24 protein-coding genes and 1 tRNA gene are annotated in these 26,320 nt (G+C 64.8%); 8 read left to right on the top strand and 17 right to left on the bottom strand.

Annotated elements, in window-relative coordinates; genetic code table 11:
* Window positions 1-8: 8 nt before the first annotated feature.
* Complete coding sequence (gene rpiA / locus ACW177_RS09150; protein WP_492025415.1) at window positions 9-692, bottom strand: ribose-5-phosphate isomerase RpiA; 684 nt, start codon at window positions 690-692, stop codon at window positions 9-11.
* Window positions 689-2,053 (bottom strand): bifunctional UDP-N-acetylglucosamine diphosphorylase/glucosamine-1-phosphate N-acetyltransferase GlmU, encoded by a 1,365-nt coding sequence (glmU, locus tag ACW177_RS09145; protein WP_492025414.1) that lies wholly within the window; start codon window positions 2,051-2,053, stop codon window positions 689-691. The genes rpiA and glmU overlap by 4 nt, the downstream gene beginning before the upstream one ends.
* Before the next feature lie 103 nt (window positions 2,054-2,156).
* Here glmU and ACW177_RS09140 point away from each other — a divergent pair, with 103 nt between their 5' ends.
* The 3 genes from ACW177_RS09140 (at window position 2,157) to ACW177_RS09130 (ending at window position 4,391) form a co-directional block, all read left to right on the top strand.
* Window positions 2,157-2,870: an HAD-IA family hydrolase gene (locus ACW177_RS09140; protein ID WP_492025413.1), complete on the top strand. Its 714-nt coding sequence runs from the start codon at window positions 2,157-2,159 to the stop codon at window positions 2,868-2,870.
* 100 nt (window positions 2,871-2,970) lie between these two features.
* Window positions 2,971-4,260, top strand: a complete 1,290-nt coding sequence (locus tag ACW177_RS09135) for a dicarboxylate/amino acid:cation symporter (protein ID WP_492025412.1) — start codon at window positions 2,971-2,973, stop codon at window positions 4,258-4,260.
* Window positions 4,261-4,316: 56 nt separating this feature from the next.
* Window positions 4,317-4,391 (top strand) — tRNA-Val (locus tag ACW177_RS09130).
* 240 nt (window positions 4,392-4,631) lie between these two features.
* Here ACW177_RS09130 and pcaC read toward each other — a convergent pair.
* Genes pcaC through pobA form a run of 9 tightly spaced genes read right to left on the bottom strand, consistent with a single transcriptional unit; the run spans window position 4,632 to window position 12,224 of the window.
* Window positions 4,632-5,009 (bottom strand): 4-carboxymuconolactone decarboxylase, encoded by a 378-nt coding sequence (gene pcaC / locus ACW177_RS09125; protein ID WP_492025411.1) that lies wholly within the window; start codon window positions 5,007-5,009, stop codon window positions 4,632-4,634.
* A gap of 2 nt (window positions 5,010-5,011) precedes the next feature.
* The gene (gene pcaD, locus ACW177_RS09120; protein ID WP_492025410.1) at window positions 5,012-5,794 is read right to left on the bottom strand and encodes a 3-oxoadipate enol-lactonase; all 783 of its coding nucleotides are present in this window, start codon (window positions 5,792-5,794) and stop codon (window positions 5,012-5,014) included.
* 1 nt (window position 5,795) lies between these two features.
* Window positions 5,796-7,130, bottom strand: a complete 1,335-nt coding sequence (gene pcaB / locus ACW177_RS09115) for a 3-carboxy-cis,cis-muconate cycloisomerase (RefSeq protein ID WP_492025409.1) — start codon at window positions 7,128-7,130, stop codon at window positions 5,796-5,798.
* A 14-nt stretch (window positions 7,131-7,144) separates the two neighbouring features.
* Window positions 7,145-7,783, bottom strand: coding sequence for a protocatechuate 3,4-dioxygenase subunit alpha (gene pcaG, locus ACW177_RS09110; RefSeq protein WP_492025408.1), 639 nt, complete (start codon window positions 7,781-7,783; stop codon window positions 7,145-7,147).
* Window positions 7,784-7,785: 2 nt separating this feature from the next.
* The gene (gene pcaH, locus ACW177_RS09105) at window positions 7,786-8,490 is read right to left on the bottom strand and encodes a protocatechuate 3,4-dioxygenase subunit beta (RefSeq protein WP_492025407.1); all 705 of its coding nucleotides are present in this window, start codon (window positions 8,488-8,490) and stop codon (window positions 7,786-7,788) included.
* Between the two features lie 2 nt (window positions 8,491-8,492).
* Entirely contained in the window at window positions 8,493-9,686 is a 1,194-nt protein-coding gene (pcaF, locus tag ACW177_RS09100; protein WP_492025406.1) for a 3-oxoadipyl-CoA thiolase, read from the bottom strand.
* Window positions 9,683-10,330, bottom strand: a complete 648-nt coding sequence (locus tag ACW177_RS09095; RefSeq protein WP_492025405.1) for a CoA transferase subunit B — start codon at window positions 10,328-10,330, stop codon at window positions 9,683-9,685. Before ACW177_RS09095 ends, pcaF begins: the two co-directional genes overlap by 4 nt.
* Window positions 10,330-11,046 carry a CoA transferase subunit A gene (locus ACW177_RS09090; RefSeq protein ID WP_492025404.1) on the bottom strand — a complete coding sequence of 239 codons (717 nt, stop codon included), beginning with the start codon at window positions 11,044-11,046 and terminating at the stop codon, window positions 10,330-10,332. Before ACW177_RS09090 ends, ACW177_RS09095 begins: the two co-directional genes overlap by 1 nt.
* On the bottom strand, window positions 11,046-12,224 hold the full coding sequence (gene pobA, locus ACW177_RS09085) for a 4-hydroxybenzoate 3-monooxygenase (protein WP_492025403.1): 1,179 nt from the start codon (window positions 12,222-12,224) through the stop codon (window positions 11,046-11,048). The genes ACW177_RS09090 and pobA overlap by 1 nt, the downstream gene beginning before the upstream one ends.
* Window positions 12,225-12,492: 268 nt before the next feature.
* Between pobA and ACW177_RS09080 the strand changes: the two genes are divergently transcribed.
* The 4 genes from ACW177_RS09080 to ACW177_RS09065 all read left to right on the top strand — a co-directional run bounded on the left by ACW177_RS09080 (window position 12,493) and on the right by ACW177_RS09065 (window position 17,313).
* Complete coding sequence (locus ACW177_RS09080) at window positions 12,493-13,968, top strand: aldehyde dehydrogenase family protein (protein ID WP_492025402.1); 1,476 nt, start codon at window positions 12,493-12,495, stop codon at window positions 13,966-13,968.
* A 197-nt stretch (window positions 13,969-14,165) separates the two neighbouring features.
* Entirely contained in the window at window positions 14,166-15,170 is a 1,005-nt protein-coding gene (locus ACW177_RS09075; protein WP_492025401.1) for a SphA family protein, read from the top strand.
* A 20-nt stretch (window positions 15,171-15,190) separates the two neighbouring features.
* Window positions 15,191-16,396 (top strand): MFS transporter, encoded by a 1,206-nt coding sequence (locus ACW177_RS09070; RefSeq protein ID WP_492025400.1) that lies wholly within the window; start codon window positions 15,191-15,193, stop codon window positions 16,394-16,396.
* A gap of 122 nt (window positions 16,397-16,518) precedes the next feature.
* Complete coding sequence (locus ACW177_RS09065; RefSeq protein WP_492025399.1) at window positions 16,519-17,313, top strand: IclR family transcriptional regulator; 795 nt, start codon at window positions 16,519-16,521, stop codon at window positions 17,311-17,313.
* Here ACW177_RS09065 and ACW177_RS09060 read toward each other — a convergent pair.
* From ACW177_RS09060 to ACW177_RS09040, 5 genes are all read right to left on the bottom strand, one after another.
* Window positions 17,262-18,902, bottom strand: a complete 1,641-nt coding sequence (locus ACW177_RS09060; protein ID WP_492025398.1) for a bifunctional 3-(3-hydroxy-phenyl)propionate/3-hydroxycinnamic acid hydroxylase — start codon at window positions 18,900-18,902, stop codon at window positions 17,262-17,264. The genes ACW177_RS09065 and ACW177_RS09060 overlap by 52 nt on opposite strands.
* 1 nt (window position 18,903) lies before the next feature.
* A complete protein-coding gene (locus ACW177_RS09055) occupies window positions 18,904-19,752 on the bottom strand; it encodes a fumarylacetoacetate hydrolase family protein (protein WP_492025397.1) in 849 nt (282 codons plus the stop codon).
* Between the two features lie 32 nt (window positions 19,753-19,784).
* Window positions 19,785-20,654 (bottom strand): VOC family protein, encoded by an 870-nt coding sequence (locus ACW177_RS09050; protein WP_492025396.1) that lies wholly within the window; start codon window positions 20,652-20,654, stop codon window positions 19,785-19,787.
* Window positions 20,655-20,734: 80 nt separating this feature from the next.
* Window positions 20,735-22,555: an FUSC family protein gene (locus ACW177_RS09045; protein ID WP_492025395.1), complete on the bottom strand. Its 1,821-nt coding sequence runs from the start codon at window positions 22,553-22,555 to the stop codon at window positions 20,735-20,737.
* Window positions 22,528-23,988 (bottom strand): carotenoid oxygenase family protein, encoded by a 1,461-nt coding sequence (locus ACW177_RS09040; protein WP_492025394.1) that lies wholly within the window; start codon window positions 23,986-23,988, stop codon window positions 22,528-22,530. Before ACW177_RS09040 ends, ACW177_RS09045 begins: the two co-directional genes overlap by 28 nt.
* Window positions 23,989-24,066: 78 nt before the next feature.
* On the opposite strand from ACW177_RS09040, the gene ACW177_RS09035 reads away from it, so the two are divergent.
* The gene (locus ACW177_RS09035) at window positions 24,067-24,687 is read left to right on the top strand and encodes a TetR/AcrR family transcriptional regulator (RefSeq protein WP_492025393.1); all 621 of its coding nucleotides are present in this window, start codon (window positions 24,067-24,069) and stop codon (window positions 24,685-24,687) included.
* A gap of 37 nt (window positions 24,688-24,724) precedes the next feature.
* Here the strand turns inward: ACW177_RS09035 and ACW177_RS09030 are convergent, their stop codons facing one another.
* A complete protein-coding gene (locus tag ACW177_RS09030; RefSeq protein WP_492025392.1) occupies window positions 24,725-26,269 on the bottom strand; it encodes an alpha-L-fucosidase in 1,545 nt (514 codons plus the stop codon).
* Window positions 26,270-26,320 lie beyond the last annotated feature (51 nt).

Genomic DNA, 26,320 nt, shown 5'->3' with positions numbered 1-26,320 from the left:
GTGATGCGTCAGGGCGTAATGATCTCTACGCCTGTGTCGTGGCCGATGATCGCAAGATCCGCCAAATCCAGAAACAGCCCATGTTCAACCACGCCGGTGATCAGTTTCAGATCGTCGGCCAGTCGGACGGGATCGTTGATGGCCTTGCAGCCGGCGTCGTAGATCAGGTTGCCGCCGTCGGTGCGGACCAGACCGCGATCCGCCTGGCGCACGCGGGCGGGCTGGCTGATGTCATGGTCGATCAGAACGTCGGCGATGCGGTTGGCCGTGGTCTTGTGTCCGAAGGCGATCACCTCGATCGGCAGGGGGAAGGTTCCCAGCACAGGCACCACCTTGGCGGCGTCGGCGATGACGATACAGCGGCTGGACGCCTCCCACACCAGTTTCTCGCGCAGCAGGGCCGCGCCGCCGCCCTTGATCAGGGCCAGACCGGGACCGACCTCGTCGGCGCCGTCTACGGTCAGGTCGATGCGGGGGGTGTCTTCCAACGTGGACAGGGGCAGGCCCAGTTCGCGCGCCAGATCGGCGGTCTTTTCCGAGGTCGGGACGCAGCGAAGGCCGGACAGATTGCGCGCCGCCAGGGCCTTGACGAACCAGGCGGCGGTGGAGCCGGTGCCCAGGCCGACAACCATGCCGGCTTCGACATAGGCGGCTGCGGCTTCGCCGGCGTTCTTCTTTTGTAGATCGCTCATTTCGACTTGGCGGCCTTGGCCGCTTCCTTCTTCGCTTTGGCCTTCTCGCGGAAGGCGGCGCCGGCGTCCGGCTTAAGGGTTTGACGGGCTCGACCGAAGGCCAGGGCGTTCTCCGGAACGTCCTCTGTGATCACCGAGCCTGAGGCGATGATTGCCCCGGCGCCGACCGAGACCGGCGCCACCAGACTGGAGTTCGAGCCGACAAAGGCGCCGGCGCCGATCTCTGTCCGGGCCTTGTTGAAGCCGTCATAGTTGCAGAAGATGGTCCCGGCTCCGATGTTGGCGGCCGCGCCAACCGCGCCGTCGCCCAGATAGGCCAGGTGATTGGCCTTGGCCCCCGCGGCCATCTTCACATTCTTCACCTCGACGAAATTGCCGACCTTGACCCCCTCGGCCAGGTCCGCGCCGGGCCGCAACCGGGCATAGGGACCGACCTCGGCGCCGGATGCGACGCGCGCGCCCTCGATGTGGCTGAAGCTGCGGATGCGTGCGCCGCCCTCGATCACCGCGCCGGGGCCGAAGACGACATAGGGTTCGATCACGGTTCCGCCGCCCACCTGGGTGTCCCAGGCGAAGTGGACGGTGTCTGGCGCGCTCATGGTCACCCCGGCGGCGAGGAAGGTCTCGCGCTGGACGCTCTGGAACAGGGCTTCGGCCTGGGCCAGTTCGGCTTGAGAATTGACGCCCATCACCGAGTCCTCGCCGGCGAAGACCGCCCGTGTCGGGTGTCCGGCCTTGCGGGCCAACTCCACCACGTCGGTCAGATAATATTCGCCCTTGGCGTTATCGTTGCGAACCTCGGCCAGCAGCGAGAAGAGCAGGGCGGCGGGGGCGGCCATGACGCCGGAGTTGCAGGCGGTGACGGCCAGAACCTCGGGCGAGGCCTCCTTGGCCTCGGTAATGGCCATCAGCGTCTCGCCGTCGATGATCAGACGACCATAGGCGCCGGGATCGCACGCCTCGAAGCCGATCACCGTGACGCCTTCACCCGCAAACACCGGTTCGATGTCGACGGCCTTCAGAAGCGGCACGTCGCCATAGGTGACGACCACCTCGCCCTCGAACCCGGCCAAAGCCTGTTCCGCAGCGCGCACGGCGTGGCCGGTGCCCAGCGGCGGATCCTGCACCGCGACGGCGGCCTCGCCGAGACGTTTCACCACATGGGCGCGCACCTCGGGCGAATGGGTTCCGACCACCACGACGATCCGCTCGCAGCCCAGTCCCTCCGCCGCATCAATGGCGTGGTCCAGCATGGCCCAGGCGCCGACGGGGTGCAGCACCTTGGGCAGAGGCGATTTCATCCGCGTGCCCTGGCCGGCGGCGAGAATGATGGCGGCGCGGGGGCGCGTCTGGCTGGTCATGAATCGTTCCGGCGTCTAGTCGTCGTTCGCCGTCTACAGCGCGCCTGCCATTCCGTCATCCTCAGGCTTGATGTGAGGAGGGCGAATCGAAACGAGAGTGACCATGACCGATCGCGACCTTGAAGGCTGGACCATCGCCTTCGACCTGGACGGCACCCTGGTCGATTCCGCGCCGGACCTGATCGGGACCCTGAACCGTTTGCTGGTCGAAGAAGGACTGCCCCCCGTGCCGATGAGCTCGGCCCAGACCCTGATCGGATCCGGCGCACGGGCGCTGCTGGTCCACGGCTTCGAGGCGGCGGGCGCCTCAGTCGAGCGGGCGAAGTCCGACGAACTGTTCGAGCGGTTCCTGGTTGATTACGCCGCCCATATCGCCGACGGGTCGCAACCATTCGAGGGCGTGGTCGAGACGCTGGAACGGCTGGCCCAGCGGGGCGCCAAAATGGTTGTAGCGACCAACAAGCGCTCCGACCTGTCCGAACTGCTGTTGGAAAAACTTGACCTGACCCGTCACTTCGCCGCCATCGTCGGGCCGGATCGAGTCAGCGCCCGCAAGCCGTCGGGCGCCCATCTTAAAGAGGCGGTCCTGAAGGCCGGCGGCGATCCCGAACGCGCCGTCATGGTGGGGGATGCCGCGCCGGACGCCGAGGCGGCCAAGGACGCATGTATGCCGTGCATTCTGGTCACCTTCGGCTTCACCCCGGTTCCGGTCGAGGACCTCGGCGGCGATGTGCTGATCGACGCGTTCGAGGATGTTGAAGAGGCGATCGATGGGATTCTGTCGGACTTCTACGTCAAGAAAGCCCTGAAATTCTGACGGACGCCGACAGGAAATCTGGCGGCTGAATGACCGCCGACGCAGTTGCGGATCGACGCTGCGATGGACAGATTGGCGCGGCCTCAATGAAAGCGCCTCCATGTTCGCTCGTTTCTTCAAGATCCCGCTCTGGCAACGCTCCGCCGCCGGCTTCATTCTGGGAATCCTCGCTGGGCTGATCCTGCGCGAACGGGCCGAGGTCTGGCTTCAGCCGATCGGCGACGTCTATCTGAACCTGATCCGTATGGTGGTGGCGCCGCTGGTGTTGTTCACCATCGCCAGTTCCATCGCCAAGCTGGGGGAGGGGGCCGGGGCGGTGCGGCTGGGCGTGCGAACCCTCGTCTGGTTCGCCATCACCTCTCTATTGGCCGTGCTGGTCGGGTTCGCCTTCGGCCACATCATCAATCCGGGCGTGGGCTTGGCCAATCTGCCGCTGGGCGAGGTCAAGGAGCGGGTGATCCCAACCCCTCTGGAAGTGTTGATCGGCGTTGTGCCGACCAATCCCTTCGCCGCACTGGCCGAGGGCAGGGTGCTGCAGATCATCTTCTTTTCGGCCTTGGTCGGGATGGCCCTGGTCGCATTGGGCGACCGGGCGCAGGGCGTGCGGCGGCTGGTGGACGAAGGGGCCGCCGTCATCTTCCGCATCACCCGCTGGGTGATCCAACTGACGCCCATCGGGGTGTTCGGTCTCATCGGCTCGGTCGTCGGCGGCTACGGCTGGGAGGCCCTGCTGCCCTTGTTGAAATTCATCGGCGCCATCTACGCCGCCTGCCTGTTCCACATCCTGGTGGTCTATTCGGGCCTGCTGAAGATCCACGGCCTGAAGGTGACCAGCTTCTTCCGCGGCGCCTTCGCGGCCCAGCAGACGGCCTTCGCCACCTCGTCGTCGCTCGGCACCCTGCCGATCACTCTACGTCAGACGGTGGAGCGGTTGGGCGTGCCCCAGGCCTACGCCGCCTTCGCCGTGCCTCTCGGCGCCAATGTGAAGATGGACGGCTGCGGCGCCATCTATCCCGCCATCGCGACCATCTTCATCGCCCAGTATTTCAAGATCGACCTGACGCTGACCCAATATATTCTGATCGGCCTGACGGCGGTTCTCGGTTCGCTGGGCACGGCAGGTGTTCCGGGCACCTCCATCGTCATGCTGACCCTGACCTTATCTACAGCCGGTCTTCCGCTCGAAGGCATCGGCTATATCGTGGCCATCGATCGCATCATCGACATGATGCGCACCGCGACCAACGTCACCGGCCAGATGCTGGTCCCGGTGCTGGTGGCCAAGGAAGAAGGCATTCTGGACGAGGGCATCTACAACGGCCACGTCGCCTGGCTGCCCGGCGATCCCGAGGCCGAGACGCCGGAAAACGTACAAGCGGCCGGAATCTGAAACGGACGCTTGCGCGGCGCGAAAGGCCGGGCTATGTCGCCGCCTCCGCAAGGCATGGATGCGTAGCTCAGCGGGAGAGCACCTCGTTCACACCGAGGGGGTCACAGGTTCAATCCCTGTCGCATCCACCATTTCTTTCTCCCCAAATTTCGCGCTGTTGGCCGGTCGATGACCGAGCGCTTAGACGCACCCGTCTTCCGCGCGGCATACAAGGGAGACCGGCCAGTTGGCTGAGATCACGGCCAAGGCGTCGCTGATTCGCGCATCTCGCAGACCTGAAGGCCGTGGGTGCATTCGCGCCGATCCAAGACCTGAGCCTCGGGTCGGGCCACGCTGACCGCCTCATCAAGGCGCGCGCCATGGACAGTGGTTCAGCCGACCTCTGCGAGAACGTCCTGAAGGTCGTGGAAGGCGGCGTTGGCGGCGGGGACGCCGCAGTAGATGGCGGACTGGAGGATGACTTCCTTGATCAGGTCCGTCGACATTCCGTGCTGTAGCGCGGCGCGGAGGTGCAACTTCAGTTCTTCCGACCGGTTCAGGGCGATCATCATGGATATGGTCATCATCCGGCGCGTCGGATGATCAATGGCCTCGCGAGTCCATATCGTGCCCCAGGCATAGCGGGTGATCAGGTCCTGGAACTCGGCGGTGACCTCGGTGGTGTTCTTGATGGAGCGGTCGACGTGGGCGTCGCCCAGCACGCTGCGGCGGGTCTTGAAGCCCAGTGCGAGGCGTTCGGCTTCATCCATGATCAGGACTCCAGATGGGCGATGACAGCGCCGGTGAAGGCGTCGGGCTGTTCGAGGTTGGACAGGTGGGCGGCGTCCAGGACGATGTGGCACGCACCGCGGATCGCATCGGCCAGGGCGCCGGTCTGGACCGGCGGGGTGGAGACGTCCAAGGCGCCGCCGATCACCAGGGTCGGGGCCTCGATGGCGGCGACAGCCTCAGTCAGATCGGCGTCGCGCAGGGCGGCGCAGCAGCCGATATAGCCTTGGGCGGGCGTGGCCATCAGAGCGGCCCGCACCGGCGTGACGACCTCTGGACGGGCGTCGATGAAGGCGGCGTTGAAGAAGCGGCTGATCGCCATGTCGGCTATACTGGCCATGCCGCCGCCGCGTACGGCGGCGATCCGCTGGCCCCAGCCGTCTGCGGAGCCGATGCGAGCGGCGGTGTTGGCCAGGATCAACCGGTCGATCCGATCTGGATAGGTGAGGGCGAAGGCCTGGGCCACGGCGCCGCCCAGCGACAGACCACAGACATGAGCCCGCGCAGCCCCAGCGGCGTCTAGTACGGCGGCCATATCCCGCACCAGGCGATCAAGGGCGTAGTCGCCCTCCGGCGCGTCCGAACGCCCGTGGCCGCGCGTGTCGAACCGGATCAAGCGCAGACGACTGGCCAGAGATTCGACCTGCGGCGCCCACATGTCGGTCGTCGAACCGATGGAGTTGGCGAGCAAAAGAACGGGGGCGTCGGCCGGACCATCCTCAGTCCACCACAGGGAGACGCCATCGTCGGTCAGGGCGGTCGGCACGTCAGCTGTCCTTCAGAACACGATCAATGAAGTCGTGCGCGACGCCGAGACGGCGGGAGGGATCGAACAGGGCGTTCAGGTCGTCGTCATTCAAGTTTGCTACGATCTCAGGCAGGGTTTTCAGCACTTCGATCAAGGGGCGGCGTTCAGCGATAGCGGTCTTGGAGGCGGCCTCGACCAAGGCGTGGGCCTCGGTCTTGCCAAGCCTGGGGGCCAGGGCCAGGGCCACGCCCTCCGCAAAGGGCAATCCCTGGGTCAGATCCAGATTGCCGCGCATCCGGGCCGTATCGACTTCCAGCCCCTCCAAGATCTCAGCCGCATGGTCGCCGGCGCCGGCGGCGAGGCGGAACAGCTCGGGCAGAACCTCCCATTCTGCGTGCCAGCCGCCAACCCCGCGCTCATGTTCCTGTGGCAGGACAGTAAGTAGGGTCGAAGCCAGGGCCGGCGCGCGGGCCGCTGCTGCGGTGAGGACGACCGTTCCGACAGGATTGCGCTTGTGCGGCATGGCGGATGAGCCCCCCTTGCCGGCGGCGGCGGGTTCGAAGGTTTCGCCGATCTCGGTCTGCATCATCAGGGCGATATCGCGGCCGATCTTGCCCAGTACGCCGATGTACAGGGCCAGGGCGGTCCCCAGATCGACGATCCGCTCGCGGCGCGTATGCCAGGGCAGGGCGGCTTCGGGCAGGCCGAGGACCTCGGCGAGGGCGGCGCTGATCCGCAGACCGTCGTCTTCGAGCGCGGCCAAGGTGCCGGCTGCACCGCCGAATTGCACTCGAGCGGCGGCGTTCACCGCCTGCGTCAGTCGTCCATCGACGTAGCGAATGCTGTCGAGCCAACCTGCGCACTTCAAGCCGAATGTGGTCGGCAGGGCGTGCTGCAACAGGGTGCGCCCCGCCATCAGCGTGTCGCGGTGGGTTTCGGTCAAGGTCGTCAGCGCCGCCGCGATCCGGGCGCGGACCGGCGTCATGGCGGTGTTCGCCTCTACGATCTGTAGCGCCAGGCCGGTGTCGATGACGTCCTGGCTGGTCGCGCCCCAGTGAACAAAACGGGCGGCGTCGGGTGAGGAGGAATACACCTTGGCCGTCAGAGCCTTGACCAGGGGAATGGCCGGATTGCCTGCGAGACGCGTCGCTCCGGCGAGTTGGCCGATGTCATACAGGTCTGGGTCGCAGGCGGCGGCGATGGCGGGAGCGGCCTCGCCGGGGATCATTCCGGCTTCGGCCTGCACCTGGGCCAGAGCGCGCTCGAACCTCAGCATGGCGTTCAGGCGATTGCGGTCGGCGAAGATCGTCTCCACCGTCGGATCCCCGAACAACTCTCCCGTCAGTGCGCTCACGCCCAGATCCCGTATCAAACGTCGAAGAAGACCGTTTCGTCGGCCCCCTGCAGGCGGATGTCCAGCCGGTAGCCGCCGGGAACGGGCGTGGCGATCAGGGTGCCGCGTCGTTCTTCGGGCACCAGGGCCAGGATCGGATCTTCGGCGTTCGAGGCGTCGTCTGCGAAATACAGACGGGTGCAGAGCCGTTTGATGACGCCGCGCGCCTGGACGCCCACAGCGATATGGGGCGCCTGCAGGCTGTTGCCGGGACCGGGCGCGCGTCCGGGCTTGACGGTGCGGAAGCGATAGACGCCGTCCTGATCGGTGGACGAACGGCCGAAGCCGATGAAGCCCTCGTCCAAAGGCAGATCGGCGCGGTCGTCCTGGGGATCGGCATAGCGGCCCGCCGCATTGGCCTGCCAGATTTCGATCATGGCGTCCGAGACCGGGGCGCCGTCAGCGTCATAGACCACGCCCCAGATCTGGATCGGTTCGCCCGTCACCTTGCCGCGAGGGGTCGTATTCGGATTGAGGACATAGTGACCGTCGGGAATCAGGTCCAGGCGGGCGCCCAGATCGCCGCCGACCTCGATCAGGTCCGCGCCGCCCTTCCACGCCAGGCCGTAGTGGAAATAGGGGCCGACGGTCTGCCAGGGGGTTTGTCCAGCCATGCTCAGGCCTCCATCGGGGTGGCGTGGCGTCCGCGCAGGACGATGTCGAAGATGTAGCCGAGGGCATGGTGGTCCTCGGTCGTCTCGATGTCGAAGCGCGAGACCAGACGCTGCACCGCCGCCTCGGGGACCGCCTGGCAGATGGGATCGATGGCGATCAGCGGATCCCCCGGGAAATACATCTGGGTCACCAGGCGCGTTGCGAAGGCCGGACCCAGTAGGGAGAAGTGAATATGTTCCGGCCGCCAGGCGTTGAAGTGGTTCTTCCACGGATAGGCGCCGGGCTTGATGGTGATGAAACGATAGCGGCCCTGATCGTCAGTGACGACATGGCCGGCGCCGGTGAAGTTCGGATCCAGCGGCGCGTTCCACTGATCGTTCTTGTGGATGTAGCGGCCGGCGGCGTTGGCCTGCCAAACCTCGACGACAGTGTTAGGCACTGGGCGGCCGTTCTCGTCCAGCACGCGACCGGAGACGATGATCCGCTGCCCCAGCGGCTCAGCCTTGTGCTGTTTGGTCAGGTCCATCACGGCAGGCCCCATCAGCTGGTCCCAGGCGCCCTGGGGGCCGGTCACCTCGGTCAGGGTGTGGGGGATGTTCACCAGCGGTTGGCGGGGAGACCGGGCGATCGTCGAACGATAGGCAGGGGACAGCGAAGCGGGATGAGCGCCTGTCTCCTCACGATGATAGGCGAACACGTCGGTCATGATCAGACCCTCTCAATGACAATGGAAACGCCCTGGCCGACGCCGACGCACATGGTGATCAGGGCCAGGCGGCCGTCGATCTTCTCCAGGGCGTGAGCCGCGGTCAGGGCCAGGCGGGCGCCGGTCATGCCCAGGGGGTGGCCCAGGGCGATGCCGCCGCCGTTCGGGTTGATCCGGCTGTCGAACGGATCGACGCCCAGTTCGCGCATGGAGGCTATGACCTGGCTGGCGAAGGCCTCGTTGAACTCGATCAGGTCGAAATCGGCCATCGTCAACTTCAGCCGATCCAGCAGCTTGCGCGTTGAATAGATGGGACCGACGCCCATGATGTCCGGTTCGACCCCGGCCGAGGCGAAGCCCAGGATGCGGGCGCGAGGGGTCAAGCCTTGCGCGGCGGCGCCGGCCTGGGAAGCGATGAACAGCGCCGCCGCGCCGTCGTTGATGCCCGAGGCGTTGCCGGCCGTGACCGTGCCGTCGGGACGGACGACCGGCTTCAGCTTGGCCAACAGCTCCAGCGAGGTTTCGCGCGGGTACTCGTCGGCGTCGAAGACGAACGGCTTGCCTTTCGCATCCTTGGCCTCGACCGCGACGATCTCTTCGGCGTGAAAGGCGCGCGCTGTAGCGGCCTTTTCCTGGCTCCACAGGCCGAAGCGATCCTGATCGTCACGGCTGATCTTGTAGCGGTCGGCGACGTTTTCGCCCGTCTCTGGCATGGAAGCCGCGCCATAGAGGGATTTCATGATCGGGTTGACGAAACGCCAGCCGACCACGGTGTCTTCGATCTGGGCGCCGCGCTGAAAGGCGGACGTCGCCTTGGCCATGACCAGCGGTGCGCGGGTCATGGACTCGACGCCGCCGGCGACGGTCAGCTCGGCTTCGCCGGTCTTGATGGCCCGAGCGGCGGCCCCGACCGCGTCTGCACCCGATGCGCACAGGCGGTTCAGGGTCACGCCCGGCACCGAGACGGGCAGGCCGGCCAGCAGGGCGGCCATGCGGGCGACGTCGCGGTTGTCCTCGCCGGCCTGGTTGGCGCAACCGTAGAAGACCTCGTCGATGGCGGCGGGATCGACGCTGTTGCGATCCATCAGCGCCTTGAGCGGCGCAGCGGCCAGATCGTCGGTGCGGACGTGAGCCAGTGAGCCGATATATTTGCCGATGGGGGTGCGGACAGCGTCGCAGATGAAGGCGTCGGTCATTGGAAGCCCCCTGTATCCAGCGTCGCCTCGGTCTTGGCGAGCACCTCTGACACCTCGACGTCCGGGGCGAGTTCCACCAGGGCCAGGCCCGAACCGTCGGGCTTCACATCGAAAACGCCGAGATCCGTGATGATCCGATTGACCACGCCCGCGCCGGTCAGGGGGAGCTTGCATCGTTTAAGCAGCTTGGACTGCCCATGCTTGTTGGCGTGATCCATGATCACCACCACACGCTTGACGCCGGCGACCAGATCCATGGCGCCGCCCATGCCCTTCAGCATCTTGCCGGGGATGGTCCAGTTGGCGATGTCGCCGTTCTCGGCGCACTCCATGGAGCCGAGGATGGTCAGATCGACATGGCCGCCGCGGATCATGGCGAAGCTGGCGGCGCTGTCGAAAAAGCTCGAGGTCGGCAGCTGCGTGATCGTCTGTTTGCCGGCGTTGATCAGGTCGGGGTCGGCTTCGCCCTCATAAGGGAAGGGCCCCATGCCCAACATGCCGTTCTCGGACTGAAGGGTGACGTGCATCCCGTCGGGGATATGGTTGGCGACCAGGGTCGGGATGCCGATGCCCAGATTGACGTAGAAGCCGTCCTGGAGCTCGAGCGCCGCACGCTGGGCCATTTGTTCGCGGGACCAGGGCATCAGGCAGTCTCCTCGGAGCGCGGCCGGGTGGTCAGTTTCTCGATCTTCTTCTCGTTGACGGTCGAGACGATGATCCGATCCACGTAGATGCCCGGCGTGTGTATGGCGTCGGCGTCTAGCGCACCGGCCTCCACCAGTTCCTCGACCTCGACCACGGTGACAGCGCCGGCGGTCGCCATGACCGGATTGAAGTTGCGGGCGGTCTTGCGGAAGACGAGATTGCCTTCCGGGTCCGCCTTCCAGGCTTTCACGATCGACAGGTCGGCCTTCAGCCAGGTCTCGCGCACATAGTCGCGGCCATCGAAACGTTCGACCGGCTTGTTGTCGGCGACGACCGTGCCGACGCCCGTCGGGGTGTAGAAGGCGGGAATGCCGGCGCCGCCGGCCCGGATACGCTCTGCCAGAGTGCCTTGGGGATTGAGTTCAAGCTCAAGCTCGCCCGAGAGATAGAGGCTTTCGAACAGCTTGTTCTCGCCCACATAGGACGAAATCATCTTCTGGATCTGGCCGTTGTCGAGCAACATCCACAGGCCGAACCCGTCGGCGCCGCAGTTGTTGGAAATGACCGTCAACTTCCTGACGCCCGCATCACGAACCGCAGGGATCAGGGATTCCGGATTGCCCGACAGACCGAAGCCGCCGGACATGATCGTCATGCCGTCGAACAGAACGCCTTCCAGCGCAGCCTCGGGCGAAGGATAGATCTTACCGGCCATCACAGCCGCTCCAGCGGCAAGCCGACATAGTTCTCCGCCAGCATGGTCTGGGCTGCATGTGAGTGGGCCAGATAGTCGATTTCCGCAGTCTGGAGGCGGCGGTCGATATCGGACGTACCCGGAAAACGATGGGTCAGGCTGGTGAACCACCAGGAAAACCGCTCGGCCTTCCACACCCGCCTCAGGGCCAGGTCCGAATAGGCGTCAAGGCGGCTGTTATCGCCACGCAGACAGGCCCCGACGAGCGCGTCAGACAGAACGGCGACGTCCGAGGCGGCCAGGTTCAATCCCTTGGCGCCGGTGGGCGGAACGATGTGGGCCGCGTCGCCGGCGAGGAAGAGGCGCCCCCAACGCATGGGTTCGGCGACGAAGCTACGCAGCGGCGCGATCGATTTTTCCGTCGAAGGCGCACGGGTCAGCGCCTGGGCGTCCTGGCCAAGCCGTATCGCCAACTCGTCGTAGAACCGGTCATCGCTCCAGTCCTCAACACGGTCAGTCAGAGGACATTGGACATAGTAGCGGCTGCGGGTCGGCGAGCGCATGCTGGCCAGGGCGAAGCCTCTGGCGTGGTTGGCGTAGATGAGTTCGTGATCGACCGGCGGCGCGTCCGCGATGATGCCGAGCCAGCCGAACGGATAGACCTTCTCGAAGGTTCGCAGCACCGATGGCGGAATGGAGTTGCGGCTGACGCCGTGATACCCGTCGCAGCCCGCGACATAGTCGCATCGCAGCTCATGGTCTTGCCCGTCCGAACGCCAGCGAACGATGGGGTGATCCGTATCGAGGTCGTTCAGGCTGACGTCCTCTGCGTCGAACACGATCTGGACGTCCCGTTCCTCGGCGGCGTCGAAGAGATCCTTCATCACCTCCTGCTGGCCATACACCGTCACCGTCCGGCCGCCGGTGCATTCGGCGAAGTCGATCCGGAACGACTGGCCGTCGCGCGACAGCCGCGTACCGCCATGCACGAGACCTTCGCGCCGCAGGCGTTGATCGAGGCCGAGTTCCGCCAGCATATCGACGGTCACCTGTTCGAGAACTCCCGCCCTGACCCGAGCCTCGACGTAGGAACGGTCCCGACGTTCAAGGACCAGGCAATCGACGCCGGCACGACGAAGCTTGTGGGCGAGCAGCAGGCCCGCCGGGCCCGCTCCAATAATCGCGACTTGTGTGCGCAAAAGAATTCCTTTCGTTTCCAGAGCGGCGCCTCGAGGCGCTCTTGGTCGGACGATTTCATCGTGAAGGGCTATTCCCTCGACGCTTCAGTGACCGCCGAACCCCGCCGTCGAGGCAGGTGTTCGTTTGGGGATATCTGTACTGATGTGTACGCTATTGAAAACGACCTGACTAGGGCATATATGCATAATTCCGTTTATACCGGAACGGTGTCGAACTACTTCCTCTCCAAGCCCCCCCCTCGGCTCGGCGCATAAAAGGATGCCCCCCATGACTTCATCACTGGCGCCCTACACGGCGTTCGACGGACAGTTTATCGACGGCGCCTGGCGCAAGGGGCGCTCCGGCAAGGTCAAGGCCGACGACAATCCCTACAATGGCGAGATGGTGGCCGAGATCGCGCTAGCGGACGCGCAGGATCTCGATGACGCCTACGCCGCCGCCTATCGGGCTCAGAAGATCTGGAGCAAGGCGCTGCACAATGAACGCAGCGAACTGTTCCACCGGGTGCTGAAGATCATCGACGCGCGAAAGGACGAGATCATCGGCTGGATCGTGCGCGAGACCGGCAGCACCCTTCTCAAGGCGACCATAGAATGGGGATCGGTTCGCGGCGGGGTGCTCGAGGCGATCAACCTGCCGTCGCGGGTGCGGGGGCGCATCATGCCCATCGACGTGCCCGGCAAACAGAGCTTTGTGTTTCGTGAGCCGCTGGGCGTCGTCGGCGTCATCAGCCCGTGGAACTTCCCCTTCCATCTGTCCCACCGGTCAGTCGCCCCGGCGCTCGCCATGGGCAACGCCGTTGTCTTGAAGCCGGCCGAGGACACCCCGATCACGGGCGGTCTGCTGATCGCCAAGATCTACGAAGAGGCGGGCCTTGCGCCCGGTCTGCTGAACGTCATCGTCGGCGACACGAGCGATATCGGGGATGCCTTCACCCTGAACCCGATTCCCAAACTCATCTCGTTCACCGGCTCGACTCGCGTCGGCCAGCGCATTGCCGAACTGGCTGCTACGGGTGTTCGCCTCAAGCATGTCGGGCTGGAACTGGGCGGCAATGCTCCGTTCGTGGTGCTGGATGATGCGGATCTGGACCAGGCTGTTCGCGCCGCCGTGTTCGCTCGCTTCCTGCACAATGGCCAGATTTGCATGAGCACCAACCGCATCATCGTCGACGCCAGCCTCTATGACGAGTTCGTCGAGCGTTTCGTGGCAAGGGTGAAGGGGCTGAAGGTTGGAGATCCTGCGGATCCTTCGACCCATATCGGTCCGCTGACCACGGCCAAACAGACGGCGGCGGCGTGGCGGAGCATCGAGATGGCGCGCGAGGCCGGCCTTACACAGCGGCTGGGCGGGGACGGGGAGCGGCAGATCGTACCGCCGCACGTGTTCATCGACGTGCCGAATGACAGCGCCTTCGCCCAGTCGGAACAGTTCGCGCCTATCGCGCCGATCATCAAGGCGTCCAACGAGGCCGAGGCCCTCGCATTTGCGAACGCCGTGGACTTCGGCCTGTCCAGCGCCGTCTTCACCCAGGACACCGCACGAGGCCTGCGGTTCGCGCGTCAGGTCGAGGCCGGCATGACGCACGTCAACGACATCTCGATCCAAGACAGCCCCTACAACATGTTCGGGGGCGAGAAAAACAGCGGGATCGGTCGTTTCAATGGTGATTGGATCATCGACGAATTGACCACGGACCACTGGATCACCGTTCAGGAGACGCCCAGGGATTACCCCTTCTAAACAGGCATTTGTCTAGTTGATCTTCTCCAAAGGGCCCGGGCGCAACCCGGGCCCTTCTCTTTGTCTGAAATGTCAAAAATCCCAATTTTCCGGATATAACGGAAAATCGCTTGACTAAAGACGGCTTCGAGTCCGATCCTTCTTCAAGTTTGACGAGGCGGCGGTCCACGCCTCCCGGCACCTGGAGAGGAAAACCCATGAATGCGACGACGGCGCGCGCCCTTGCGGCGTGCATGATTACGGCTGGCCTGAGCCTGCCGGCCAACAACGCCAGCGCCGAGGCCCTGCCTGCTTCCGCAATCCCGGCGCTCGTCGGGCCGCCCAATGGCATCAACCTGGGCAGCACCAGCTTCTACGACGGCTTCTCGACGCTGAGGCCCGGCGTTACCGCCCTGGCTTATCTGCGGTACGAGGCCAATGACGCCATGAAGAATGCGGATGGCGACGACAACCCCGGCTTCGACGACCCTCAGATCGATACGACGACCGTAAACTTCCAACTGTCGTACGTCTCACGGTTCAAGGTGGCCGGCGGCGCGCTCGGTTTCGACGTCCTTATGCCGTTCACGAACATTGACGCCAGTTTCGGACCTGCTGGAGGACAGCTCGTCGATAACGGCCTGGGGATCGGCGACCTGACGTTCGGGCCTTTCATCCAGTTCGCCCCCTTGATCCGTCAGGGGCGCCCTGTGGCCTCGGCGCGTATCGCCTTGGATGTCCTCGCGCCGACGGGAGATGTCGATGAAAGCCGCGATCTGAACCAGGGTTCGGGCGCGTGGTCGATCAACCCCTATGTGGCTTGGACCTTACTGCCGGCGCCGGGTTGGGAAGTGTCCGGCCGGACGCAGTACCTCTACGCCTTCGAAACCGACAAGATTCCGAATCCGCCCTCCATTCCAGGTTTCACCTTTGAGGATGGCCAGGGTGGGCAACTGATCTGGACCAGCTTCACGGTGTCCAAAGAAGTCTCGCGCGGCCTTTCGCTCGGGCTGAACGGCTACGCCTTGCAGCAACTCAACGAGGACCAGATCAACGGGATCGACATCCCCGACACCAAGCGCCAGGCGCTCTACGTCGGCCCTGGGCTGCATTTCGACCGGCTGCCCGCCGGCATGGTCAATCTGAACCTCTATTTCCCGGTGCATGTCGAGAACATGTCGTCAGGCCCTCGCTTCAACGCCCAGTTCATTCGCCCCTTTTGACCTAAGCCGGAGCTCCAGCCATGCATTCCGCCGCCTATATGCCGGATGATGTGAACGGGGGATCCCTTTCCCGTCGCGCTCCCGGCGTCCTTCTCGCCCTTCTGGCCTGTCTACCGATCGCCGGCACCTTGCTGGTCGCCCAGATTCTTCCCCAGATGGAAGCCGCCTTTCCCCACACGCCGAATGTGCGTCTCCTGGTGTCGGTGGCCCTGACTGCGCCCGCGTTGGCGATTGCTCTGTCGTCGTGGATCGCCGGTTGGCTGGCGGACCGCGTGGGGCGCCGCCGTCTGTTGATGGGGGCCTTGGTCGCCTACGCCATCCTTGGCCTGACGCCCTTCGTCCTGAACGATCTCGGCCACATCATCCTCGCCCGCGCCGGCATGGGCGTAGCCGAGGGCTTCATCATGACCTGCTCGACCGCCCTGATCGGAGACCTTTACACAGGACGCGCTCGCGAAGGTCTTCTGTCGCTTCAAACCGCCATCGCCTCGATGGCGGCTGTGATCTTCGCTGTGATCGGCGGGCTGCTGGGCGAGACCGGCTGGCGGGCTCCCTTTGCTGTTTACGGCATCGCCCTGGTCTTCCTGCCGCTCGTGTTCCTGATGGTTCCGGCAGGCCAGGCTGTCGGGCGGCAAGCGCAAGGGCTGATCGCCAAGACGCGTTTCCCGATCACAGCCCTTTCGCTGATCTGTCTGACGACCCTGTTGTTCTCGTTCGGCTTCTACGTCGCCCAGATTCAGCTGCCCTATCTGGTCAACGGCGTCGGCGTGCTCTCGCCCGGCGCGGTAGGCGCGACTTCGGCCATCGCCAATACGGCGGTCGTTCTCGGGACCCTGACCTTCGTCGTACTTCGGCGACTGCCGCTCGCCGTGGTCGGCGGTCTTTGCTTCGTCTTCCTCGCGGCCGGACTGGGTCTGTCGGCGGCCGCCCGGTCCTATCCCCTGTTGTGCGCGGGGTTGGCCCTGGCCAGTTTTGGCGGAGGGATCGGCCTGCCGACCTTCCTGAACGCCGCAATGGAGCGTCTCGAGCTGGCGCAGCGCGGCGTAGGTACGGGCCTTTGGCAAACGAGCTTCTGGACGGGGCAGTTCCTCAGCCCCGTGCTCATGGTGCCCCTGACGGTGATGGCAGGCGGGCTGACCAGCGCGGTCTTCCTGGTGGCTGTCGCCTGCGTGGCGCTGACGATCCTGGTTCCCTTGGCTGTCAGGTTGGGCGTCAAGGCGATCTGAGCCGCAATACTTACGGTTAGGGCCCCGCGCGGAAACGCGCGGGGCCTATTCTTTTTTCCGCCCTGGGGTTGCGGACTGGGACAGGCCCGCCCTATCCAAAGGGTCTTCAAAAGGGAGAGATCGTGGCGACTGCGGACCGCGTGCTGGCCGTGCTTGGCCTGTTCACACTCGAAGAACCGGAGTGGACGGTCGACGACGCCATGCGCCGCCTTGGAATGGCGAGCAGCAGCACGGCCTATGAGTATTTCCGAAGCCTGGTGGACGCTGGGCTTCTAACCGCCACACGCAGCGGCATCTACACGGTCGGACCCGCCGTCATCGCCCTCGACCGAGTCACGCGCCGGCATGATCGGCTGGTGGCGGCCGCAACAGGCTCGCTATCTCAGGTCGTCGAGGGCCTGCACTCACGGACGACCGCCCTGGTGTGCCGTAGCTATCGGATGCAGGTGATGTGCGTGGACCAGTTCTGTGCTGCGCCGGGCGATCTTGCGATCAGCTACGAGCGAGGCCGGCCGATGCCGCTCTATCGGGGGGCGGCCTCCAAGGCGATTCTCACCCATCTTGCGCCGCGAATGGTCAAAAAGCTCTGGAAGGCGGACGCAGCCGAGATTTCGGCGGCGGGACTGGGCGACGACTGGGACTCGTTCAAGGTGAACCTGCGCCGGATGCGCAAGGCGCCCGCCCTCGTGACCCGTGGCGAACTCGACCCCGGCCTGGTCGGGATCTCGGCTGCGGTCTTCGACGAGGACGGGGTCGTGGGCAGTCTCGGGATCGTGGCGCGCGCCGAAGACCTGCCGTCGGAGGAGACAGAGGTTATCGAGCGGATCGGCGCCCAGGCCCTGGCCGTCAGCGAAACCCTGCGGGCTCAGGCGGCGGCGGGAAGCCGGTCTGAACCAGAGGCGGACGACGTCGACTGAGGCCATAGGCCCTCAAGCCGCCGGACAAAATGCTCCGCCTGTTCCGGCGTGAACGCCCCCAGGACGTATCGATCAGGACGAACCAGGAACAGCCGACCTTCCGGAGAGTCCAGTCCACGCGCCAGGCCGGAGGCCGCGTCATCGACCATCACCACCCCATCGTCCGTCTCTACGGGAGGCGTACGTGTCACCAGGACGCGGCGGGCGGCGAAACGGTCGAATGCGGTCGAAGTAAGCGCCGTCCGGACCGCGTCCGTAGATCCGAAGCCGAGCAAGGCGAAACCGTCTCCAAGCACGTCGTCGAGCAGCTGATCCCCATTGATGGTTCGGACCATCGGCTGTGGCGACAGGCGGCCGACGGAGGTGCGTCGTGTCGTCCGTCCATCGTCCAGCAGCAGCCCCTCGGCGAAGCGTGGAGCCGGCTTGTACTTCATCTGAGCGAAGTAATCGCGGGCCGCAGGCCACAGGTTGAGAAGCCTGAAGCCGCTCTGGGTCAGGAAGCCGTTCAGGGCCGATGAAGGAGCCATGATCCGACCCATCCGCAGCGCGAGGTCGATCATGGCCCGCACATGATCCCGCCGTTCCAACTCATAGGTCGCCAGCAATGAAATCGGCAGGGTTCCGCGAACCGCGTGGGCGAGCTTCCAGGCCAGGTTATGAGCGTCGCGCAGACCGCTGTTCATGCCCTGACCGGCGAAAGGCGGTGTCAGATGGCAGGCGTCGCCGGCCAGGAAGACGCGCCCGAGCGACCAGCGCGCAGCGAGGCGAGCATGGAAGCCATAGACGCATTTTCTGACGATGCGACTGGACCCGGCCGCGCCATGGGACGCCAGCAGGGTTTCCACGACCGCGTCGTCGGTCATGGTCTCGGCGGTCTCGTGGGGGAGGAGCTTGAACTCGAACCGCCGGGTGTGATGCGGTCCGGGAAGAGCGACGCAGGGGCGGCGGGTGTCGCAGAACACCATGGTGTCGGGACTGGTGGAGGGGGAGTTCTCCAGATCGACGATCAACCAGCGCTCATGGAAGCTGTCGCCGTCTATGCTCAGGTTCATGAGGCGACGCACCGTGCTGCTTGCCCCATCGGCGCCGACGACGAACCGCGCCTTGAAGGCGCGCTCCTGGCCATCGCTGTCGCAGGCGGTGGCCTCAACGACGCCATCCTCTTCAGCAAGGGCGGTAAGAGTCCAGCCGAACAGTGTCTCGATCCGCGAATGGCGGGTCAGACAGTCTCGCAGCGTCGCTTCCAGCAGGGGCTGACGAAAGGCGTTGCGGCGCGGATAGCCGTAGGGCGTCGTCGTGGGTTCGACTTTCAGGAACCGAGAGCCCTTGGAGGTCAAATATTCCGAGCCATAGCCGCGGACGATGTCCGGCAAGACCGCATCTATGACGCCGGCGGACTGAAGGGTGCGAAGGGACTCGTCGTCGATCGAAACCGCGCGGGGTTCCTGCACGGTCGTCCCGTTGCGCTCGATGAGCAGGGCGTCAACGCCATAGCGTCCCAGCAGATTTGCGAGGGTCAATCCGGTCGGCCCTCCGCCGACGATCAGGACGTCATAGATTTTCGCCGGGTTGGAAGCGGAGGCTGTCATCTCACGCCTCTTGCACGACAGCGTGGCGCAACAGGCCCACGCCGGGGATATCGACCTCGACCACATCTCCCGGCGCCATCCAGACCGGAGGCTGGCGCTTGGCCCCAACGCCGCCCGGGGTTCCGCTGACGATGACGTCGCCTGCGGAGAGCGGCGTGAAAGCCGAGACATAGGCGATGATGCGGGCGACGGGGAACAGCATCTCCGACGTCGGCTGGGATTGCATGACGGCCCCGTTGAGGCGGGTTGTCACGCTCAGGGACTGGGGATCGGGGATCTCGTCGGCCGTCACAAGCCAGGGACCGAAGCCGCCTGTGCCGGGGAAGGTCTTGCCGGGGGTGAACTGTTGGGTGTGCCACTGCCAGTCGCGCACCGAGGCGTCCATGTAGCAAGCATAGCCGGCGACATGTCGGAGCGCGTCTTCCTCGGCGATCGCTCGACCGCCAAGGCCGATGACCACGGCCAGCTCTCCCTCATAGTCCAACTGGGTCGAGACCGTGGGGCGGACGAGCGGCTGATCATGTCCGATCTGACTGTCGGCAAACCGGGTGAAGATCGAGGGATGCCCCGTCTTGGCGCGTCCGGTCTCCTGGCGATGGCTTTCGTAGTTATGGCCCACGCAGAGGATCTTCGCCGGGTTCGGAATGACCGGCGCCCAGTGGAACTGATCTTTGGTCAGCAGTTCGGCTTGCGGCAGAGCGTTTCGCACGGCCTCATAGCCGTTGTCGGCGAGCATGGCCTTGAGGTCGGAGTAGCGCTCCGCCAGAACAGCGCCTGCATCGCGCACTCCGTCACCTTCGACAACGCCCCAACTGGCGCGCTCGTTCGTGACAAAACTAGCCAGTTTCATCGGTTTATTCCTGTCTGTTGAAGAGGCGGCGTCTAGCTGCGCAGAATGCCTTGGCCCCAGAAGTTCAAAGTCCGTTCTTCGTGCAGCCACCGGCCCACGGGGCGGTCATGCGACACGACTTCAAGCTCGGCGGAAAGCTCGAGCCAGTTTCCGTCCGGGTCATTGATGAAGAAGAACAGATTGTTGCCTGGGCCATGACGCCCCGGCCCCCAGGTCATCTTGATCCGTTCTTCGGCCAGATGGTCGCCCCAGTCACGGATGGCGTTCCAGTCCCGCGTCTCATAACAGTGGTGATCGAAGCGCGCGCGCGGCGCCTTGAAGACCGCGAAACTATGGTGCTCCTCGCTGCAACGCAGGAAGGAGGTCCGAACGCCGCCTCGTTCATCAACCACGTCGTCAGACAGGGTGAAGCCGAGAACCTCGGTGAAGAAACGCGCGATCTGCTCCGGCTGCTCACTGGCGATGACGACATGCTGAAGGCGCGCGGGAGGAAGGGGAGAGGCGACTTCTTGAAGGGCGTCTGACGCGACCGCCGGCCTCAGCAGGCCGAATTTGTATTGGTTGCCGTCCGGGTCGGAAACCTGGACCGCATCTTCGAAGAAGACGTCTTCCCCATCGCTGGACGTCACGTCTGCTAGGGCCAGTCGCGAACGCAGGCGCGACAGGGCCTCCGCGTCGGGAAGAGCGAAACCTGCACAGGCCAACGAGTTGCCAGGGCCGTTCACAAAGCGAACACGACGATCGGCGGCATAACCGATCACGCCTTCTGGGCCCGTCTCGATCCGATAGCCCAAGGCGCGACGGTAGAAGTCGGCCAGCCCCTCGGGATCGGGCGTATTCAGGACGATATGGTGCAGGGTTGCGGTTAGGCAGGAATCCGGGCGTGCCGAACGAATTGTCATGGCTTCCTCCGCTCGTGTTCAATCACGAGTGCTGCAATATTCCTAAAATACCGGAATATTGCTGTCAAACGCCAATCGATCTATGCGGCGTTTTCCAGAGCGGCGGTCCAGGCGCGCCAGTCTCCGCCATTCTGCAATGGCGGCGGCGCGGCTCGGGAAACGGGGCCTGTTCGTTCCACATGGTCCACGGCGGCGGACGCCGCAGCGAGAAGATCGACGAGGTCGGTAGGTGCGCCTATTCGGGTCCGCGATCCTAATGAGGCGAGTTGGGCGCAACGAACCGTCAGGCGGATATATCGACGACGAGCCGTCGTAGGCCTGTCGGATCTCAGCACAGCGCCCAGATCGTCCAGCACGGACCGATACAACAGCCGCACCCGGGCCGCCGGGGTGGCAGGCGCAATCAGCAAAAAGGCCAACCAGGCCGCCGCGACGCCCAGGATGATCGCCAGCGCCTGCGCGAGGCTCTCCGAGGCGGTCGTTCCGATGTGCGCCAGGGGTTGAGCCACAAGCAGGAAGCACATGTTGTAATCTATCGCGGCCTTGGCCGTCGCCGGACGAGCCATGGCGTAGGCTCCGAGCGCGAGAAATGGCGTGAGTCCGGCGATCAGCGCCAAATCGCCCTGAAGGCGGGGCTGAAGCCAGAGGCAATAGATCACCCCGCAGGCCGCGCCGACCACGGAGCCCCGCAGCACCTGCGCCGTCGCCGCTTGAGCATTGTCGTGGGCTGAGAAGAGGGTGACGAAGATGGCGGCGGACATGACCATGGCGGGACCGTGACTCCAGCCTGTGGCCAGCCAGATTCCGGCGACGACGGCGAGCGCCAGAACGGCGCGCCCGGCCGCCTGCAGAACATCGCGCCAGGCGATCGCCTCTATGCCCCATAATCCATGACGCCGGCTGGCGATGGAACGGTCGAACGCCGCCAGTCCGCGCACCAGGTCGCGTCGCGCGACGTCGATTCGGCGGTCGGGGGTCGTGGGACCGGCGTCGCCGACAGGCGCACAACGCACCGCGCGATCCAGATTGTCCGCCTGTTCGCGAAGCGCAGCGCTGGTCGCCAGGCTGGGTGGCGCTCGCCAACCCGCCAGCCGCGCCTCGGCCGAGACCGTCAGGCCGGCCGCCAAGACGTGCCGGGCCCATCGGGCGCGGTTGGCCCAGCGAATCGAACCGGCTCCGGCCTGATCCGCCAATCCGCCTATCATCCCGACATCCGTCAGGATCCGCATGTCCGCCCGGTTCGGACGCCGGGTCGCATCAAGGTCGTCGGCCGCCTGCTCAAGTACGAGCCTCGCAAAGCGCTGGAGCGCTATACGCAAGGGATCGCGTTGGCTGGGCTTGAGGAAAAGACCGCTGACGAGCGTGGAGCAGACGACGCCGATCACCGTGCAGGCCACGCGCCCCAGGGCGAGCGCATCCTGATGGACCGGATCGGCCCATCCCGCCATGGCGACGATGCAAGCCGTATAGCCCGCCAGAAGCAGGCCATAGGTCTTGAAATGTCTGAGCGCCATTGCGCTGGCGATGCAGAGACTGAGCCATGCCGCAATCCCGACCATCAGCGTCCAGGCCTGGGCGCCGAGGTTCATCAACAGCAACCAGCCCGCTGCCGCGCCCAGGGCGGTGCCCGCCAGACGAACGGCGCATCGTTCCAGCAGCAGGTCTCGGGTCGGCTGGGCGACCAACCACACCGTCATCGCCGCCCAGTAGGGGTGAGAGATTCCCAACCCGGTCGCCGCGACCAGCGCAATCAGGGCCGCCCCAGTCGAATAGGCGGCGAACAGCGACGCCTGGGGATCGATCAGGTTTGGCAGGCCTGGACGGCCTTCAGCGCCGCTCTGCTTCCAGGCGCGCTTGAGGCCGCCCGTCATGGTCAGGCCGAAGGACCGGCGTCGAGCCAATTGCCGTGCAGGCTCATGCGAAGCCGGACCGGCAATTTCACGCGAGCGACCGGGCCGTCCGCGACCTTCAACGCGTCGAGGATGACCAGTTCAGTCGTGTGGGTCAGCAAATGGTTCACGAGGACCAGCACATAGCCGTCCCCTTCCGCCGCATCCTGTGATCGCGGAACGAAGGTGGGCTCCTGGAAACATTCGGCGTCTCCTGGGAACCAGGTTTCGAACCCGCCGCCCTGTGTGTCGACGTGCGCCAACTGGTTGAAGAACTGGAACGGCCATGGGCCTAAGGCCTCATGCTGGAAGGGGAGGGTGGGATCCAGTGCGAGGACGAAGGCGTGACGATAGGCCTGCCCGGCATAGCGGGGATCGCAGCGGGGGAACTCGCAAGGCTGAGCGAACAGGGTTGAGGGCACGGCCTCATCGCTCTCGGCGGCCAGGTCGATTGTCCAGCGCGTCAGTTCGGACCGCAGCGATTGTGGATCGGGGACGGATCCATCGGCTTCGGGGAAGAAGGTGAAGACATTGCCGCTGGCGCTCGGCATGTCGAGGATGAGCTTGCCGTCGGCCTCGAAGGCGTTGAGCACGTGCGCCTGGAAGCAGTTCGCCCCTCTGAACCAGCGAACACCCTGGGCGTCGGACGTGCGCGAGAGCACGCCGAACTGATAGTCCAGGTTCGGTTGCCATTCGAAATGCCGCCCGCCGCGAGCCATGCGATCCGCGTCCGCCGTCATCGGCAGAACCGGGAAAATGATCCAGTTGTCGGTCACCGCGAAGTCGTGGACCATCCCCGCATAGGGCGCCTCGAGCCATATCTCGCGCAGCTTTTTACCGGCGGCGTCGAACTCGTAATAGACGATGTCGCGGGTTCCCAGCCCCTTGGCCTCGTAACCCATGGCGCACAGCGCGCCGGAACGGCTGTCGATCTTTGGGTGGGCCGTGAAGGGCGTTCGGCCGATCTGGCCTTCAAAATCCCATTCGCCCATGGTTTCGAGCGTCTCGGGATCGACCAGATAAGGAAGGCTGTCCTCCTTCAGCGCCAGCAAGCGGCCGGCGAAAGGCACGATATTGGTGTTGGCCGTGCTGGGGCTCAGCTCGCGCACGCTCTCATCGTCCGTAAACGGATTGCGGTAGAGACCGAAGAGCGACTTCCGCGCGGCGCGTTGGGCGGCCAGACGGTCAGTCATGACATAGCGACGCTGGAGATCGACATGGCCTCCGGCGAACCGGAAGGCCGTGACCGCCCCGTCGCCATTGAAGAAGATGTCGTCGCCCAGCATCGGCGGGTAGGCCGGGTCAGGCGCAACCTGATAGAAGGCGCCGTTCAACTCGTTAGGAATCTGGCCGACCACCTCGAGGTCGAACACTTCACCCTCGAATCTTGAGGGCGTGTAGAGTGGGCCGGTGAAATCGGGGGTATGGGGGAAAGGGGTCGTCATTTTTGAGCCTTTCAAAACCGTACAGAATAGTACTGTAATAAGGTCGGCGGCGTCAAGAGTCGGCCATGGGAGGCGCGTTTGAGGGTCAGGACCGAAACCAAGAGACTTTCGATCATCGAGATCGCGGGTCAGATGTTTATGGCGAACGGATTTGCTGCTGTGTCGATGGCCCAGATCGCGGCGGCCGTCGGCGGATCGAAAGCGACGCTGTACGGCTATTTCTCGACCAAGGAGGATCTCTTCGCCGCCTTCGTCGTGGAACTGGGCAAAGACCATTTCGCCGATCTTCTGGAGGGGCTGAAAACCGAGGGCAAGCCGCTCGACCGCCTGATCAGCCTCGGGGAGCGCTATCTCAAACTCGCCCTGGCGCCGGACATCCAACGGATCAACAGGATGGTCGTCGCAGAGGCTGAACGCCTGCCGCACATCGGCAAGCTGTTCTTCGATAACGGCCCCGGACGCGTGATTGATGTGATCAAGACCCATATCGGCGCGCTCCAGCTTCCCAAAGGCGCCTTCTCGGACGATGCAGAGGCGGCGAACGTCCTGAAAGCCCTTCTGGACGCCGGCCTTCAAGAGCCGACGCAATGGTGCGTCGCCGCCACGCCTACATCCGACGAGCGACGTGCGGCGGCCGAGAAGGCTGCGCAGCGGTTTCTCCAACTGGCTCGCGCCGATCTCGGTGCGTCCTCGACGTAGTGGACGGCGGCCGACATTTGCCGCGAGCGTGTGATCGCTAGGAGGCGAACGAGATATCAAAGGCGGCGGCGTGACGTGTCGGCGAGACGTCGGGTGCGTGAATCAGGAGCGCCCCATCGGTCTGCTGGAACTCCAGTTTCCTCGGATATCCGAGCATCCTTACGCGTCGCACAGGTTGCGTCTCGTAGCCGGCGGCGCGACCAAGCGACTTGATCGCCACCGTGCCCTGGGGCTCTCCCAGAGTGATGGCGTAAAGGGATTGCCCCCGTGTCGTAAAGCGAATGTCCGCCGCCGTGTAATCGGCCTTTTCCTGAAATGCGCCGGCAGCGGTCTCGGTGGGGCCTTCCCCGAAGACGCGCCATGGTCGCGTGCCGTGGATGGCCTCCGCATTGACCTGCATCCAGGCCGCCAGGTCAGCCAGCAGGGCCTGCGATTCAGGCGGCAACGACCCGTCGGGATACATGACCACGTTCAGGAGCAGATTGCCGTTCTTGCTGACGATATCGGCCAACATGCGGATGACGTCGGGGCCGGTCTTGTAGTTGTCGCCCTCGGCGTAGAACCAGTCGCCGTTAGAGGTGTCAGTCTGCCATGGCAGATCGTTGATTCCGTTCAGGACGCCGCGCTCGACGTCCTGCACACAAGCCTGGCGGTCAAACTCGCCTGAACCCAGATCCTTGCAATTATAGACCGCTTCCAGGCGACCGTTGCGCGCCATGCTGCTGTTATAGAAATGGGCGACCAGAGCGCGCCCGACCTCTCCGAACGGAAGGCCGCCGTCCGAGTAAAGAAGATCGGGCTGGTACGAATCGATGAGGTCCCGAATGCGGGCGAACCAGAGCCTGTGGAACTGCGGATCGCGCGTGTACCAGCTGTCTGCCGTTCCCCGATAAGGTTCATTGTGCTCGGGGTGATAGAGGTCGCTGAACTGGGGATCGGCGCCGTCGTAGGGCACGCCCAGCTTGGGCCAGAACTGATCATATTGGTGGCTGGGGCGCCACCAGTTGTGACTGGCCCCAAGGTGTTCGGACACACCGAAGCGCAGACCGCGGCGCCGCGCAGCATCGCGCCAGGCGCCGACAATGTCGCGACGAGGCCCCATCGCGACGGCGTTCCATTTGTGATGTCGCGAATTCCAGAGATCGAAATTGTCGTGGTGAACGCCCATGCTGACGAAATATTTGGCGCCCGCCGCAGCATACATATCCATCAGCGCATCCGGATCGAAGCGCTCCGCCTTCCAAAGGGGGATGATGTCCTTGTAGCCCTTCGCCGACGGGTGCCCATAGGTTTCCAGGTGATGAGCGTAATGCGGATGGCCCGGGACATACATCCAGCGCGCATACCAATCGCCTCGACCCGGGACGGCCTGCGGCCCCCAATGCGCCCAGATCCCGAGCTTGGCGTCCCTGAACCAGTCCGGCGTCCGATAGGCCTTCAGCGAAGCCGCTGAGTCGCTGAAGGGGCCGGACGCGATATCGACGCGCGCCGCCGTGCTGGCGGGCGCCGCCTGGGCGGCCTTCGCGGCGAAGGCGACGGCAAGCGGCGCTCCGAGCAGGTTCCTCTTGCTGAACATCACCATGGCCGTCCTCCTGCGTGCCGACGCTTGTCGATCATCCCGATTTCTTGGCGG

The sequence above is a fragment of the Brevundimonas sp. AVps23W genome, from assembly GCF_058681395.1.
Note: the sequence above shows the minus strand (reverse complement) of the source record. Positions and strands in the feature narration are given on the sequence as shown.